The sequence below is a fragment of the Desulfuromonas sp. KJ2020 genome, from assembly GCF_024197615.1.
Taxonomy (GTDB): domain Bacteria; phylum Desulfobacterota; class Desulfuromonadia; order Desulfuromonadales; family SZUA-540; genus SZUA-540.
The window spans coordinates 1-16,163 of sequence record NZ_JAKUKE010000005.1 but is presented as its reverse complement, the minus strand read 5'-3'; the positions used below and the strand labels follow the sequence as shown (position 1 = coordinate 16,163).

Here is a 16,163-nt window from a genome sequence, read left to right as displayed (position 1 = left end):
GCCCAGATGGACGGCGCTATTCTGGTCGTTTCGGCCGCTGACGGCCCCATGCCCCAGACCCGTGAGCACATCCTGCTCGCCCGTCAGGTTGGCGTACCCGCCATGGTTGTCTTCCTTAACAAGGCCGACATGGTTGACGATGCCGAACTTATGGAGTTGGTTGAGCTGGAAGTTCGCGAGCTGCTTTCTTCCTATGAGTTCCCCGGTGACGACATTCCCATCATCCCCGGTTCGGCTCTGAAGGCCCTTGAGGGCGATGCTGGTGAGCTGGGCGAGCAGGCCATCATGAAGCTGATGGACGCCGTTGATAATTACATCCCCGAGCCCGAGCGCGCCATCGACCGGCCCTTCCTGATGCCCGTCGAGGACGTCTTCTCCATCTCCGGCCGTGGTACGGTTGCTACCGGTCGTGTTGAGCGCGGTGTCGTTAAGGTGGGTGAGGAAGTTGAAATCGTTGGTATGAAAGCCACCACCAAGACTGTCGTGACCGGCGTCGAGATGTTCCGCAAGCTGCTCGATCAGGGCCAGGCTGGCGACAACGTCGGCGTCCTGCTGCGTGGCGTCAAGCGCGAGGACATCGAGCGTGGTCAGGTATTGGCCAAGCCCGGCAGCATTACGCCGCACACGAAGTTCAAGGCAGAAGCCTACATCCTGTCCAAGGAAGAAGGCGGCCGTCACACCCCGTTCTTCAAGGGGTATCGTCCTCAGTTCTACTTCCGCACTACCGACGTTACCGGTATTGTGGAGTTGCCCGAAGGGACCGAGATGGTCATGCCTGGCGACAACGTCGCCATGACGGTTAACCTGATCACCCCCATCGCCATGGACAAGGAACTGCGCTTTGCTATCCGCGAAGGCGGTCGTACGGTTGGCGCGGGTGTTGTTAGCGAAATTATCGAGTAAAAACATTCAAAACCTCCTCCCCTCGTGAGAGGGGAGGAGTTGAAGGACGACACCATGCGGGATATCGTTACCTTGGCTTGCACTGAATGCAAGCAGCGCAATTACACCACCACGAAAAACAAAAAAAATACTCCCGACAAGCTGGAGTTTAGTAAATATTGCCGTTTCTGTCAGAAGCACACCCCTCACAAGGAAACCAAGTAGGGGCGAACGGCAGGAAGAGGAATTACGCAGTTTTCTGCATGCAGGCCAGTAGCTCTAATGGCTAGAGCACCGGTCTCCAAAACCGGGTGTTGGGGGTTCGAGTCCCTCCTGGCCTGCCATTTTGATGGTCATCCTCCAAAGGGGTTTTATAGTGCTTGCCAAAACGACAGAGTTTTTGACGAACGTAAAGGGTGAGCTTAAAAAAGTTACCTGGCCGACGCGCAAGGACACAATCGCGTCAACAACGGTTGTTATTGTTCTGGTCTTCGTCGTTGCCGTGTTTTTGTGGGTTGTGGACTCAGCTCTCTCCGCGGTGATACGCGCACTCCTGAGTTGATAGGGAGAAGCTGATATGGCGAAAAAATGGTATGGCGTACACACGTACTCCGGATTCGAGAATAAAGTAAAACTCAATCTGGAGGAGCGTATCCGATCGCTCGGAGCGGAAGAGTTCTTTGGGGAAATATTGATCCCTTCCGAGACGGTGGTTGAGTTGAAAAAGGGAGAGCGCAAGACCTCTTCCCGTAAATTTTTTCCTGGCTATATACTTGTCCAGATGGAGTTGAACAACGAAACCTGGCACATAGTTAAAGATATACCGAAGGTTACCGGATTTGTCGGAGGAGGAACTGCTCCTCCTTCTATACCTGACGAAGAAGTTGCCAAGATTACTTCTCGCATCGAAGAAGGTGTGGAACGACCCAAGCCGAAAGTCGAATTTGAAGTGGGCGAAACGGTACGTGTCGTTGATGGTCCGTTTCTTAACTTTACCGGTGTGGTCGAAGACGTGAAGCCTGACAAGGGCAAGCTCAAGGTCATGGTCAGTATTTTCGGGCGGGTTACGCCGGTCGAACTCGAATTCATTCAGGTAGAAAAAACCAGCTAGGGCTGGTTCTAACAAGATAAACTCAAGGAGTCACTCATGGCCAAGAAGGTTGTTGGTTTGATTAAACTGCAGATTCCTGCCGGCAAGGCGAACCCTTCGCCTCCGGTCGGTCCCGCGCTCGGCCAGCATGGGGTCAACATTATGGAATTCTGTAAGGCGTTCAACGCAAAGACCCAGGCACAGGACGGAATGATCACACCTGTCGTCATTACTGTCTACGCCGACCGGTCCTTTTCCTTCATCACCAAGACGCCGCCCGCAGCCGTTCTGCTCATGAAGGCCGCCAAGATTCAAAAGGGGTCCGGCGTGCCTAATAAAAACAAAGTGGGCAAGGTCACCAAGGATCAGGTCAGGGAGATTGCTGAGCTGAAAATGCCGGATCTCAATGCCTTTGATATCGAAAAGGCAATCCTTACTATTGAAGGCACCGCCCGCAGCATGGGCCTCGAAGTCGTATAACTGGAGTTGCAAATGAGTGCAGGAAAAAAACATACTCAAGCTAAGGCCAAGATAGACAGAACAAATGCCTATCCGATTGAGGAGGCTCTTGCTCTTGTCAAGGAGACTTCCTTCGCCAAATTTGACGAAACGGTTGACGTCTCCATCCGCTTGGGCGTTGACCCTCGTAAAGCCGATCAGATGGTTCGTGGTGCCGTTGTTCTTCCCAACGGGCTCGGAAAAACCGTCAGGGTTCTCGTCTTCGCCAAAGGTGAGAAGGCTCAGGAAGCCACCACAGCCGGGGCCGATTATGTCGGTGCGGATGATCTCGTGGCCAAGATTCAGGAAGGTTGGTTCGATTTTGACACCGCTATCGCTACTCCAGATATGATGGGTACGGTCGGCAAAATCGGCAAGTTGCTTGGTCCCCGCGGCCTTATGCCCAATCCCAAGGTCGGTACCGTGACCTTTGATGTCGGGCGGGCAGTGACCGAGGCCAAGTCGGGCAAAATCGAATATCGCGTTGAAAAAGCCGGCATTGTGCATGCTCCGGTGGGCAAAGTCTCCTTTGACGTTGAAAAACTTAAGGAAAACGTAGTCAGCCTCGTTGATGCTCTTGTTAAGGCCAAGCCCGCTACCTCCAAGGGGACTTACCTTAAAAAAGTCAGCATTTCCAGTACGATGGGGCCAGGCCTCAATATCGATGTCGCTGCCCTGCAGGCGATGGTCAAATAAGATTTCTTCGCACGACAGTCGTCCTCTCTACGGTAGGACGACTGGTAGTTTACATAACGCTCCCGGTCAAAGACAGCAGGTGCGCTATCCGAATGCGCTTAAAAGATTGACTGCCTGCCGAGGCTGGAACAATGGATCGACGATTTCGTCTCACTCCATGACCTCAGACTGGGGCAAGGGATCTAAGCAGATCCCCAAATCTCAATGAAAGGAGGAGAGACGTTGAACAAAAGCAGCAAAGAACAGATTGTCGCCGAGTTGAGTGAAAAACTCGCTTCGGCCAAAGCGGCCTTTCTTGCGGACTATCGTGGGCTCAACGTGGAGCAGGTCGATAAGCTGCGCGGTGAACTTCGCGGGGCAGGAGTTGAATACCGCGTTGTCAAGAACACCCTGTTGAAACTGGCCGCCAAAGGAACTTCCTGTGAGTGCCTTTCCGACCACCTTGCCGGTCCTACCGCGATCGCTATCGCCGGGGCGGATCCTGTGGCTCCCGCCAAAATTCTGTCCGAATTTGCCAAAACCAACAAGACCTTTGCTCTGAAGGTCGGTTCGCTCAATGGCAACCTGCTGGAACTGGCACAGATCGAGGCTTTGGCCGAGTTGCCGAGTCGCGAGGTTCTGCTGGCTAAAGTCCTCGGTTCGCTTAATGCTCCCGCGACCAATTTTGTTGGTGTGCTGGCGGCTATTCCGCGTTCCCTGGTACAGGTCCTGGCAGCTATTCAAGACAAAAAAGCGGCTTAATGTAGCCCTTTTACCCCATTTTACGCATAACACGTTACGGAGGAATATTTATCATGGCTGAGATCACTAAAGAACAGGTTGTAGAATTTATTGAAAAAATGAACGTCCTTGAGCTGGCTGAGCTCGTCAAGGAACTCGAAGAGAAGTTTGGTGTTTCCGCTGCCGCTCCTGTCGCTGTGGCCGCTGCCGCTCCTGCCGCTGGTGGTGCTGCTGCTGTAGAAGAAAAAGATGAGTTCGATGTTGTTCTTGCCAGCGCTGGCGACAAAAAGATCAACGTTATCAAGGTTGTTCGTGCTGCCACGGGCCTGGGCCTCAAGGAAGCCAAGGATCTCGTTGATGGTGCTCCTCAGACCGTCAAGGAGGCCATGCCTAAAGCCGAAGCCGAAGAGCTCAAAAAGCAGCTCGTCGAAGCTGGCGCCACTGTGGAACTCAAGTAGTTCCCTTCCCATAGTTTCGCCATTAGCCAAGGTCGCCTTGTGCGGCCTTGGCTATTCTACTTTCGTTACCTAAAGGAGAAATCATGGCTTATTCGATCGCGAATAACCAGCTTCTGAGGAAACATTTTGCCGAGATCAAGAGGATCATCGACATCCCCAACCTCATTGATATCCAGAAGACTTCCTACAAGCGTTTTCTTCAGGCGGAGCTACCTCCTTCGGCCCGGCAGAACGTCGGCCTGGAAGCCGTCTTTCGTTCCGTATTTCCTATCCGGGACTTCAATGAAACCAGCTCACTTGAATACGTAGCCTATTCACTGGGAACTCCCAAGTATGACGTGGATGAATGCCATCAACGGGGTATGACTTTTGCCGCCCCGGTAAAGGTACGCGTTCGTCTTGTTTCCTGGGATGTCGACAAGGACTCGGGTGTGCAGTCCATCCGCGACATCAAGGAGCAAGAGGTCTATTTCGGTGAAATCCCGCTGATGACCGAAAACGGTACCTTTATTATTAACGGGACTGAAAGGGTTATTGTCAGCCAGTTGCACCGGTCACCCGGTGTCTTTTTTGACCATGATAAGGGCAAGACACACTCCAGTGGGAAGATTCTCTACAGTGCGCGTGTTATCCCCTATCGCGGATCCTGGCTCGACTTTGACTTTGATCATAAAGATATTCTCTATGTACGCATCGACCGTCGCCGTAAGCTGCCTGCAACTGTTCTGCTGAAGGCCCTGGGCTACACGGCTGAAGAATTGCTCAATTACTACTATGATGTTGATACCATCGTGGTCGATGGCGATAACTATCAGAAAAAAGTCAATCTTGACTTGCTCGCCGGCCAGAGGGCCAGCTGTGATATCGTGGCGCCCGATGGCGAGGTTCTGGTCAAGGCCAACCGCAAATTTACCAAAGCAGCCATCCGCAAACTGGCGGAAAAGGGCATCGAAGCGATTTCAATCCTCAAGGAGGATGTGGTCGGTAAAGTGGCCTCCTCGGATATTGTCGATACGGCCACCGGTGAGATTGTGGTCGAGTGCAACGAAGAGATCACAGAAAGCAAACTCGAAGAGCTGTTGTCCAGGGGGATCACCGAGTTCAAGGTGCTCTTCATTGACAACCTCTATGTCGGTCCCTATTTACGCGAAACGTTGCAGCTTGACAAGGTGGCTACGCCGGATGACGCCAAGATCGAAATATACCGGCGTCTCCGTCCCGGGGATCCCCCGACCATCCGTAGCGCCTCTGCCCTGTTCGATAGCCTTTTCTTTAATTCGGAGCGCTACGATCTTTCGGTTGTCGGTCGCCTCAAGCTCAACTATAAGCTGGGGCTGAAGTCCCCTCTGGATCTGACCACCTTGACCAAAGAAGATATCTTGGAGGTGGTGCGCTATCTCATCGATCTGCGAAACGGCAAAGGAGCGATCGATGACATTGACCATCTCGGCAATCGTCGCGTCCGCGCCGTTGGCGAGTTGCTGGAGAACCAGTACCGCGTTGGTCTCGTCCGGATGGAACGAGCCATCAAGGAGCGCATGAGTCTGCAGGAGATCGACAGTCTCATGCCCCACGACCTGATCAACTCCAAGCCCGTTTCGGCCGTTGTAAAGGAGTTCTTTGGCTCGTCTCAGCTGTCTCAGTTCATGGATCAGACCAACCCTCTCTCCGAGATTACCCACAAGCGCCGTCTTTCCGCGCTTGGACCGGGTGGTCTGACCCGAGAAAGGGCCGGCTTCGAAGTCCGTGACGTTCATCCAACGCATTACGGGCGGGTTTGTCCTATTGAGACCCCTGAAGGGCCGAATATCGGTCTGATCGCCTCGCTTTCGACCTATGCGCGCATCAACGAGCACGGGTTTGTCGAGACACCCTATCGCCTGGTGTCTGCGGGTAAAGTAACAACTGAAATCAAATACTTTTCTGCCTTGGAAGAGGAAGGCCACGCCATTGCGCAGGCGAATGCCCCGTTGAACGAGGACAACACCTTCGTCAACGAGTTGGTCAACGCCCGGAAAAACGGCGAGTTTATGCTGATGAACCGCGAAGAGATCGAGCTGATGGACGTTTCGCCCAAGCAGCTGGTCTCCGTGGCCGCGGCGCTTATCCCCTTCCTTGAAAACGACGACGCCAACCGCGCCCTGATGGGCTCCAACATGCAACGACAGGCTGTGCCCCTGCTTCGTGCCGACGCGCCATTGGTCGGGACGGGGATGGAGCGCATTGTCGCCCATGACTCGGGTGCAGCAGTCGTGGCGCGCCACAACGGTGTGGTCGAGAGTGTCGACGCGGCGCGCATCGTCGTCAAGATTGACGAAGGCGAGTTGGATGAGTCAGGAACCGGCGTGGATATTTACACGCTCATCAAGTTTCTGCGCTCCAACCAGAACACCTGTCTCAACCAGAAACCTATCGTCAAGGTAGGTGACAGGGTGCGGCGCGGCGAGATCATCGCCGATGGTCCTTCTACCGAGTGGGGCGAACTGGCCTTGGGCCAGAACGTCCTGGTCGCCTTCATGCCATGGGAAGGCTACAACTTCGAGGACTCCATCCTTATCTCCGAAAAGCTGGTCAAGGAGGATCGCTATACCTCCATCCATATTGAGGAGTTCGAATGCGTCGCCCGCGACACCAAGCTCGGTAAGGAAGAGATCACCGACGACATTCCCAACCTGGGCGAAGATGCCCTCGCGGATCTCGACGAGAGCGGTATCATCCGTATTGGCGCTGAGGTCAAACCGGGGGATATTCTGGTCGGAAAAATCACGCCGAAAGGAGAAACCCAGCTTTCGCCGGAAGAAAAGCTGCTCCGGGCGATTTTTGGCGAAAAGGCCGGGGACGTTCGCGACACTTCACTGCGCGTACCGCCTGGTGTCGAAGGGGTGGTTATCGGGGCTCGTGTCTTTTCCCGCAAAGGGATCGATAAAGATACCCGCACCGAGCATATCGAAAAGACTGAAATCGACAAGCTGCTTAAAGACCAGAATGACGAAATACGCATTATCCGCGAGTCCGCCCGCGGGAAAATGCTTTCCCTGCTGGCGCAACAGACTTCGGCCGTCGCCATTGTCGACGAAACGGGCAAGACTTTGCTGCCTAAGGGACAGAAGCTGACGGAAGAACTCCTTTCCGCTGTGCCCCTCAAACGCTGGCAGGAGATTTCCCTCGCCAACGCCCCGGAAGTTGAAGATAAAGTTGCTACTGTGCTGGCGCATCTGCATGAACGCGAGGAATTGATCCGCGGCGTTTTTGCCGACAAGATCGAAAAGCTCAAGCGTGGCGATGATCTGCCCCCCGGCGTCATCAAGATGGTTAAAGTGTATATCGCCATCAAACGCAAGCTCTCCGTCGGTGACAAAATGGCCGGCCGTCACGGCAACAAGGGTGTACTGTCTCGGATACTCCCCGAGGAGGATATGCCCTACATGGAAGACGGCACCCCGGTTGAGATCGTTCTCAATCCCCTGGGTGTTCCTTCCCGTATGAACATCGGGCAGATTCTGGAGATCCATCTAGGTTTGGGCGCACGTGGCCTGGGGATGCGTATCCAGGAGGTTGTAGACAACCAGTTCAGCCCGGAAAAGATTCGCGAGAAGATCAAGTCCATCTATGGCAACAAGGAGCTTGATTCGTTTATCGACGGTCTTGATGAGGACGATCTGATGGCCCTGGCCCGCCGCCTTTCCAAGGGGGTTCCCATGGCGTCGCCCGTCTTTGAAGGGGTGAACGAAGAGCAGATCAAGGGCGAAATCGAGCGGGCGGGCTTCTCCAGTTCCGGTCAGATGACCTTGTACAATGGCAAGACCGGCGAACCGTTCCTCGAGAAGGTTACCGTGGGCATTATGTACATGCTCAAACTTCACCACCTGGTCGATGACAAGATTCACGCTCGTTCCATTGGGCCCTACAGCCTGGTTACGCAACAGCCTTTGGGCGGAAAAGCCCAGTTCGGTGGCCAGCGACTCGGTGAGATGGAGGTGTGGGCTCTTGAGGCGTACGGTGCTGCACACGCCCTGCAGGAATTCCTGACCGTCAAATCGGACGATGTGGCAGGAAGGACCCGGATGTACGAAGCCATAGTCAAAGGGAAGCACACGCTGGAGGCCGGACTGCCCGAATCCTTCAACGTGCTCATCAAGGAATTGCAGTCTCTGTGCCTCGATGTGGAACTCCTCGAAGAGGAAGAAGAATAAACCACCATCCTATAAGGAGGATGTGCTTTGGACGATATTTTCAGCTTTTTTGAGCGACCGAAGGATCCCCTCAATTTTAATTCGATCCGTCTTTCACTGGCGTCGCCGGACAAGATCCGTGAGCGGTCCTTTGGTGAGGTCAAAAAACCGGAAACCATTAACTACCGCACCTTCAAGCCGGAGCGCGATGGCCTCTTCTGCGCCAAAATCTTCGGCCCGACGAAGGACTATGAGTGCAATTGCGGCAAGTATAAGCGGATGAAACATCGCGGCATTGTCTGCGAAAAATGCGGTGTTGAGGTCATTCCCAGCAAAGTGCGAAGGGAGCGTCTCGGCCATATTGATTTGGCCTGTCCGGTGGCTCATATCTGGTTTCTCAAGTCGCTGCCTTCCCGTATTGCGACATTGCTCGATCTTACTCTCAAGGAGGTTGAGCGGATCCTCTATTTTGAGGCCTATGTCGTCCTGGATAAGGGAGATACCACTCTCGCCGTCGGCCAGATCCTGAGCGAAGACAAGTATCGTGAACTGATGGACGAGTTTGCTGGTCAGTTTACGGCTGCCATGGGTGCCGAAGCGGTCAGGGAGCTGCTGACCACTATTGAGCTCGACGAACTGTCCCAATCTCTGCGCGTCGAGATGCGCGAGGCCGCCAGCGAAGCCAAACGCAAAAAGGTCGCCAAGCGCCTGAAGGTCGTGGAAGCCTTCAAGGTGAGTGGCAACCGTCCCGAGTGGATGATTCTCGAAGCGATCCCGGTTCTGCCGCCAGAACTGCGGCCGCTGGTACCTCTGGATGGAGGTCGCTTTGCGACCTCGGACCTCAATGATCTCTATCGGCGGGTAATCAATCGTAATAATCGCCTTAAGCGTCTGATTGAACTGCGGGCCCCCGAGGTCATCATCCGCAATGAAAAGAGGATGCTGCAAGAGTCGGTGGATGCCCTTTTTGATAACGGTCGCCGTGGGCGGGCCATCACCGGCCCCAACAAGCGTCCGCTGAAGTCGCTTTCGGACATGCTCAAAGGAAAGGGCGGTCGCTTCCGCCAGAATCTGCTGGGTAAGCGCGTCGACTATTCTGGCCGTTCCGTTATCGTCGTCGGCCCTGAGCTCAAGCTCCACCAGTGTGGTCTTCCCAAGAAGATGGCACTGGAGTTGTTCAAGCCCTTTATCTACAACAAACTTGAAGAACGGGGCTACTGCACCACGATCAAAAGTGCCAAAAAGCTGGTTGAGAAGGAAAAGCCCGAGGTCTGGGATGTTCTCGACGAAGTCATTCGCGAGCACCCGGTCATGCTCAACCGCGCCCCGACCCTGCATCGTCTCGGCATTCAGGCCTTTGAGCCGGTTCTCATCGAAGGTAAGGCCATCCAGTTGCATCCTTTGGTCTGTACTGCTTTTAACGCCGACTTTGACGGTGACCAGATGGCCGTGCATCTGCCTCTTTCCATCGAGAGCCAGATTGAGGCGCGCGTACTGATGATGTCGACCAACAATATCCTGTCCCCGGCCAATGGCAAACCCATCATTGTGCCCTCACAGGACATGATTCTTGGTCTCTATTACATGACGCGTGAGCGGGCTTTTGTAAAAGGTGACAGCAAAATCTTCTTCTCTCCCGAAGAAGTTCGCATCGCCTATGACGCGGGCGAGGCTGATCTGCAGGCCAAGATCAAAGTGCGCATGGTGACCGGGGAAGGGCGTGAATCCGCGTTGGTCGATACGACGGTAGGGCGGGTGCTGCTCCGGGAGATCGTTCCGGCTTCCATTCCCTTCGAGCACATCAACCGGACCATGACCAAAAAACAGGTAGCCGAGTTGATCGATACGGCCTTCCGTCTGGCAGGGCCGAAGGAGACAGTCATACTTGCTGACCGTCTTAAAGATACAGGTTACCGCTTTTCTACCATTGCCGGCATTTCCATCTGTCTCGACGACATGGTTATTCCGGCCGCCAAGCAGGACTATATTGACAAGGCCGTTCAGGAAGTTACGGAAATCCAGAACCAGTATACAGAAGGTCTGATCACCGATGGCGAGCGCTACAACAAGGTTATCGATATCTGGGCCAAGTGTACGGAGGATATCGCCGGTATCATGCTCGGCAACCTCTCGGTTGATGTGTTGACGGACCCGGAGTCCGGTGAGCAGGTCAAAATTCCTTCTTTCAATGCCATCCATATGATGGCTGATTCGGGTGCCCGAGGCAGTGCTCAGCAGATTCGCCAGCTGGCGGGTATGCGCGGACTGATGGCCAAGCCTTCCGGCGAAATCATCGAAACCCCGATTACTGCCAATTTTCGTGAGGGTCTGACCGTTCTTCAGTACTTCATCTCGACCCACGGTGCTCGTAAGGGTCTGGCTGACACGGCGCTCAAAACGGCCAACTCCGGTTACCTTACGCGTCGTCTGGTTGACGTGGCCCAAGATGCCATCATCACCGAGCAGGATTGCGGCACTCTCGACGGCATACTCGTATCCTCCCTCACGGAGGGCGGGGAGGTCATCGAACCGCTCGGGGACAGGATTCTCGGCCGGGCTGCCCTTGAAGACGTACTGGACCCAGTAACGGGCGACATTCTGGTGGAGGCGAATCAGGAAATCGATGAAACCCTGGTGGCCAAAATCGAGAACGCGGGCATTGAGAAACTTAAAATACGGTCTGTGCTGACCTGCCAAAGTCGTCGCGGCATCTGCGCGACCTGTTATGGTCGCGACCTGGCTCGCGGGCATATGGTCAACCTGGGTGAGGCTGTCGGCGTTATTGCTGCCCAGTCCATTGGTGAGCCTGGCACGCAGCTGACCATGCGTACTTTCCATATCGGTGGTACTGCCTCGCGCCGTGCCGAACAGACCTCACTTGAGGCCCGTTTTGACGGAACGCTTCGGTACATCAACCTGAACACGGTTGTAGACAGCGCCGGCTTCCATGTTGTCATGAATCGAAACGGCGAGGTTGCGGTTATCGATGAAACCGGGCGTGAACGGGAGCGCTATGGTGTTGTCTATGGCGCCAAACTACGTGTCGGTCCTGACGGGGCCATCAAGGCAGGTGACCTGGTGGCTGAGTGGGACCCCTACACCATGCCGATCCTCACTGAAGGTTCCGGTCGAATCCGCTTCGGTGATGTTGTTGAAGGCCTGACCATGGAAGAGCAGCTCGATGATGTTACGGGTCTGTCCCGTAAGGTTATCATCGAATCGAAGGCGGCAGACCGTCGTCCTCGCATCACCCTCAAGGATGAGGATGGCAAGACGGTCAAATTGCCCAATGGGGCGGCTGCTCGCTACATGCTGCCTGTCGGTGCCAACATTGTCGTGGCCGAAGACGCAATTGTCGGCGCCGGCGATATTCTGGCCAAAATTCCACGGGAAACCACCAAAACCAAAGACATCACCGGCGGTCTGCCCCGTGTCGCCGAGCTCTTCGAGGCCCGTAAGCCCAAGGAGTTTGCCGTTATTTCCGAAATTGACGGCGTGGTCTCCTATGGCAAGGATTCCAAAGGCAAACGGAAGGTCATTGTCACCCCCGAGATTGGGGAGCCCAAGGAGTATCTGATTCCCAAAGGGAAACATATCAGCGTCCATGAAGGGGATTCTGTCAAGGCGGGCGAGGCTTTGATGGATGGTTCCAGCAACCCTCACGATATCCTCCGTGTTCTGGGCGAAAAGGAATTGGCCAAGTATCTCGTCGATGAGGTACAGGAGGTCTATCGGCTTCAAGGTGTTAAGATCAATGACAAACATATTGAAACGATCGTGCGCCAGATGCTGCGCCGAGTTCGCATTAAAGAGGTCGGTGATACGCGATTCCTGCTCGATGATCAAGTAGAGCGTTGGGAATTCGAACAGGAAAACCAGCGGGTTATGTCTGAAGACGGTCAGCCGGCCGTCGGTGAGCCCCTGATGCTGGGTATTACCAAGGCCTCCTTGTCGACCGAGTCCTTTATATCCGCGGCTTCTTTCCAGGAGACCACCAAGGTCTTGACCCAGGCTGCTATCGAAGGAAAGGTTGACTTTCTGCGCGGACTCAAGGAAAACGTCATCATGGGACGGTTGATTCCTGCCGGCACCGGGATTTCCAAGTACCGTAGCGCTAAGCTCAATATTGAGGAACCTGAAGAGGTGCCAGAGGTATACGAGGAAGATCTCGACGAGGATATCGCCGAAGAAAGTGAAGACATTTCTGTCGAATAACTGTTTAAAAATACGTTGAAATTAGGCCACTGCGTCTTTTTTAGCAGTGGCCTAAAAAATGCCTTGACAAAGTTGGGGCTGATTGATAATGTTTGCGGGTTTTTCCCCTGTTGTAAATCTTTTGTTCTTTCAACATTGAGAATACGTTTATCGGGAGTATGTAGATGCCGACTATTAATCAGTTGATCCGCAATGGACGCGAAAAAAAAGAAAGAAAGTCTACCGCGCCTGCGCTTAAGAGTAACCCTCAGAAGCGTGGAGTGTGTACCCGCGTCTATACCACGACTCCGAAGAAGCCGAACTCTGCTCTTCGCAAGGTGGCACGTGTGCGTCTCACCAACGGTGTCGTAGTGACCTCTTACATTCCCGGGGTGGGCCATAATCTGCAGGAGCACTCTGTGGTTTTGATTCGTGGCGGCCGCGTCAAGGACTTGCCTGGCGTTCGTTACCATATCGTCCGTGGGACCCTTGACCTTGCTGGTGTAAAGAATCGTAAGCAGGGTCGTTCTAAATACGGTGCCAAGCGCCCTAAATAAAGTAAAAGGCTGAGAGGAAGCTATGCCGAGAAGAAGAGAAGTTGCTAAGCGGGTTATTCTCCCCGATCCTAAATATGGTGATCGTCTGGTGGCGAAGTTTGTTAACTTCCTGATGCTGGATGGTAAAAAGAGCACCGCTGAGAGTATTGTCTATGGTGCCTTCGATTTGATCTCCTCGCGGGTCGATGATGAGCCTTTGGATGTTTTTAAGAAGGCCATGGAGAATGTTCGTCCGGTGGTGGAGGTTAAGTCTCGTCGTGTCGGTGGTTCGACTTACCAGGTTCCGGTTGAGGTTCGCGCGGACCGTCGAAATGCCTTGGCGATGCGTTGGATTATGACTTATTCCCGCGCTCGTGGCGAGAAGACGATGGAAGAGCGTTTGGCTGGGGAGCTTCTTGATGCCGCCAATAATCGCGGTGCTTCTGTGAAGAAGAAAGAGGATACTCACCGTATGGCTGAGGCGAACAAGGCTTTTGCTCACTACCGCTGGTAGGCTGGCGATCGCGGGACCCTGAAAGGATCAATGACAGTGGCACGAAAAGTATCACTTGCTAAAACGCGTAACATTGGCATCATGGCCCATATTGATGCTGGTAAAACTACGACGACCGAACGTATTCTATTCTACACCGGTGTTTCCCATAAGATTGGTGAAGTCCATGATGGTGCCGCCACTATGGACTGGATGGAGCAGGAGCAAGAGCGTGGCATTACGATCACCTCTGCTGCGACTACCTGTTTTTGGGGCGAGCACCGCATCAATATTATCGATACCCCTGGCCATGTTGATTTTACCATCGAGGTAGAGCGCTCACTGCGTGTGCTTGATGGTGCCATCGCTGTTTTCTGTTCTGTGGGTGGTGTTGAACCCCAGTCTGAAACCGTTTGGCGCCAAGCAGACAAGTATGGCGTTCCTCGGATGGCTTTCGTCAACAAGATGGATCGCATCGGCGCTGACTTTAGTCGTGGCGTAAGCATGATGCGTGACCGTCTTGGCGCCAATCCTGTGCCGATTCAGCTCCCCATTGGTAAAGAAGATTATTTCAAGGGTGTTGTTGACCTCGTTGAGATGCGTGCCATTGTTTGGGACGACGAGTCTCTTGGCGCGAAATATGACATCATCGAGATTCCTGCTGAGATGGTGGATGAAGTTCAGGAGGCGCGTGAAAAACTCGTCGAGGAAGTTTGTTCTCATGACGATGTTTTGATGGATAAGTATCTCGGTGGCGAGGAGATCTCCAATAAGGAACTCAAGGCGGGTATTCGCAAGGCTACAATGGCCTTGGCTATCAATCCTGTTTTGTGCGGGTCTTCTTTTAAGAACAAGGGTGTTCAGAATCTTCTGGATGCTGTCGTTGATTATATGCCAGCTCCGACGGACGTGCCGCCGATCAAGGGGGTTGACCCTGCGACTCAGGAAGAAATTACGCGTCCTGCCGACGATAGTGGTCCTTTTGCGGCTCTTGCCTTTAAGATCATGACAGATCCTTTTGTCGGGCAGTTGACCTTTTTCCGTGTTTACTCTGGTGTCCTTGAGTCCGGTTCGAGCGTCTATAATTCCACTAAGGATAAGAAAGAGCGTATCGGCCGTATTTTGAAGATGCACGCCAATAAGCGTGAAGAAATCAAAGAAATTTACTCGGGCGACATCGCTGCGGCTGTCGGCTTGAAATATACGACAACAGGCGATACTCTCTGCTCTGAAAAGGATGCTTGTCTTCTTGAGGCGATGGAGTTTCCCGAGCCGGTTATCAGTATTGCCGTTGAACCCAAGACTAAAGCAGATCAGGAAAAGATGGGCATTGCCATTGGCAAACTGGTCCAGGAAGACCCTTCGCTTCGCGTTCATACGGATGAAGAGACCGGGCAGACCATTCTTTCCGGTATGGGTGAACTTCACCTTGAGATTATCATTGACCGCATGATGCGTGAATTCAAGGTTGCCGCCAATGTGGGTGCTCCCCAGGTCGCCTACCGCGAATCGCTCACCAAGACGGTTGAAGTACAGGGTAAATTCGTTCGCCAGTCCGGTGGTCGTGGTCAGTATGGTGACTGTTGGCTGCGTATTGAGCCGCAGGAACCCGGCGCCGGTTTTGAGTTTGTCGATGCCATCAAGGGCGGTGTTATTCCCAAAGAATACATCCCCGCTGTTGGCAAGGGGGCTGAAGAGGCTGCTCAGAACGGCGTCATTGCTGGCTTCCCCATCGTCGATGTTAAGGTTACCTGTTTTGACGGTTCCTATCATGATGTCGACTCTTCCGAGATGGCCTTTAAGATCGCTGGTTCCATGGGCTTTAAAGAGGGTGCGGCAAAAGCCGGCCCTGTCCTCCTTGAGCCGATCATGGCCGTTGAAGTCGTCGTTCCCGAAGAGTACATGGGTGATGTAATCGGTGACCTGAACAGTCGTCGGGGTCGGATCATGGGGATGGAAGCTCGTGGTGCTGCTCAGGTGATTAGTTCCCAGGTTCCTTTGGCCAATATGTTCGGGTATGCCACCGATTTGCGCAGTGCCACACAGGGACGCGCTACTTACACCATGGTTTTTGACCACTATGAGCAGGTACCTAAGGCAATTTCCGACGAGGTCATTGCTAAGGTTAAGGGCTAATTGCCGAGGAGGGTTTAGTTATGGCAAAGGCAAAATTCGAGAGAAAAAAACCCCATGTCAATATCGGGACCATTGGTCACGTTGACCATGGCAAGACGACCCTGACAGCCGCCATCACCAAGGTTCTGGCAGCCAAGGGCGGCGCCGAGTACAAAGGTTACGATCAGATCGACAACGCTCCCGAGGAGCGCGAGCGCGGCATCACCATCGCTACCGCCCACGTCGAGTATGAGACTGAAAAGCGCCACTACGCCCACGTTGACTGCCCCGGCCACGCCGACTACGTCA

At 53.8% G+C, this 16,163-nt stretch carries 14 protein-coding genes and 1 tRNA gene; all 15 read left to right on the top strand.

Going from position 1 to position 16,163, the window contains the following annotated elements; translation table 11 throughout:
* A partial coding sequence (gene tuf, locus MJO47_RS15355; RefSeq protein ID WP_253962040.1) for an elongation factor Tu occupies positions 1-903 on the top strand: 903 nt, incomplete at its 5' end.
* A gap of 54 nt (positions 904-957) precedes the next feature.
* A complete protein-coding gene (gene rpmG, locus MJO47_RS15350; protein ID WP_253962041.1) occupies positions 958-1,107 on the top strand; it encodes a 50S ribosomal protein L33 in 150 nt (49 codons plus the stop codon).
* A gap of 42 nt (positions 1,108-1,149) precedes the next feature.
* Positions 1,150-1,226: transfer RNA gene (locus tag MJO47_RS15345), tRNA-Trp, on the top strand.
* A 5-nt stretch (positions 1,227-1,231) separates the two neighbouring features.
* A complete protein-coding gene (secE, locus tag MJO47_RS15685; RefSeq protein WP_371926708.1) occupies positions 1,232-1,444 on the top strand; it encodes a preprotein translocase subunit SecE in 213 nt (70 codons plus the stop codon).
* A 15-nt stretch (positions 1,445-1,459) separates the two neighbouring features.
* Positions 1,460-1,993, top strand: a complete 534-nt coding sequence (nusG, locus tag MJO47_RS15340; protein ID WP_253962039.1) for a transcription termination/antitermination protein NusG — start codon at positions 1,460-1,462, stop codon at positions 1,991-1,993.
* A 36-nt stretch (positions 1,994-2,029) separates the two neighbouring features.
* Complete coding sequence (gene rplK, locus MJO47_RS15335) at positions 2,030-2,452, top strand: 50S ribosomal protein L11 (protein ID WP_253962038.1); 423 nt, start codon at positions 2,030-2,032, stop codon at positions 2,450-2,452.
* A 12-nt stretch (positions 2,453-2,464) separates the two neighbouring features.
* On the top strand, positions 2,465-3,166 hold the full coding sequence (gene rplA, locus MJO47_RS15330; RefSeq protein ID WP_253962037.1) for a 50S ribosomal protein L1: 702 nt from the start codon (positions 2,465-2,467) through the stop codon (positions 3,164-3,166).
* A gap of 222 nt (positions 3,167-3,388) precedes the next feature.
* Entirely contained in the window at positions 3,389-3,907 is a 519-nt protein-coding gene (gene rplJ, locus MJO47_RS15325) for a 50S ribosomal protein L10 (protein ID WP_253962036.1), read from the top strand.
* Positions 3,908-3,960: 53 nt separating this feature from the next.
* Positions 3,961-4,344: a 50S ribosomal protein L7/L12 gene (gene rplL / locus MJO47_RS15320; RefSeq protein WP_253962035.1), complete on the top strand. Its 384-nt coding sequence runs from the start codon at positions 3,961-3,963 to the stop codon at positions 4,342-4,344.
* An 83-nt stretch (positions 4,345-4,427) separates the two neighbouring features.
* The gene (gene rpoB / locus MJO47_RS15315) at positions 4,428-8,537 is read left to right on the top strand and encodes a DNA-directed RNA polymerase subunit beta (RefSeq protein WP_253962034.1); all 4,110 of its coding nucleotides are present in this window, start codon (positions 4,428-4,430) and stop codon (positions 8,535-8,537) included.
* Between the two features lie 27 nt (positions 8,538-8,564).
* Complete coding sequence (rpoC, locus tag MJO47_RS15310; protein WP_253962033.1) at positions 8,565-12,731, top strand: DNA-directed RNA polymerase subunit beta'; 4,167 nt, start codon at positions 8,565-8,567, stop codon at positions 12,729-12,731.
* A 164-nt stretch (positions 12,732-12,895) separates the two neighbouring features.
* Positions 12,896-13,267: a 30S ribosomal protein S12 gene (gene rpsL / locus MJO47_RS15305; protein WP_155876883.1), complete on the top strand. Its 372-nt coding sequence runs from the start codon at positions 12,896-12,898 to the stop codon at positions 13,265-13,267.
* 22 nt (positions 13,268-13,289) lie between these two features.
* On the top strand, positions 13,290-13,760 hold the full coding sequence (gene rpsG / locus MJO47_RS15300) for a 30S ribosomal protein S7 (protein WP_253962032.1): 471 nt from the start codon (positions 13,290-13,292) through the stop codon (positions 13,758-13,760).
* Between the two features lie 36 nt (positions 13,761-13,796).
* The gene (fusA, locus tag MJO47_RS15295) at positions 13,797-15,875 is read left to right on the top strand and encodes an elongation factor G (protein WP_253962031.1); all 2,079 of its coding nucleotides are present in this window, start codon (positions 13,797-13,799) and stop codon (positions 15,873-15,875) included.
* A 20-nt stretch (positions 15,876-15,895) separates the two neighbouring features.
* Positions 15,896-16,163: GTP-binding protein (locus MJO47_RS15290; protein ID WP_253962030.1), on the top strand; the 268-nt coding region annotated here is incomplete at its 3' end.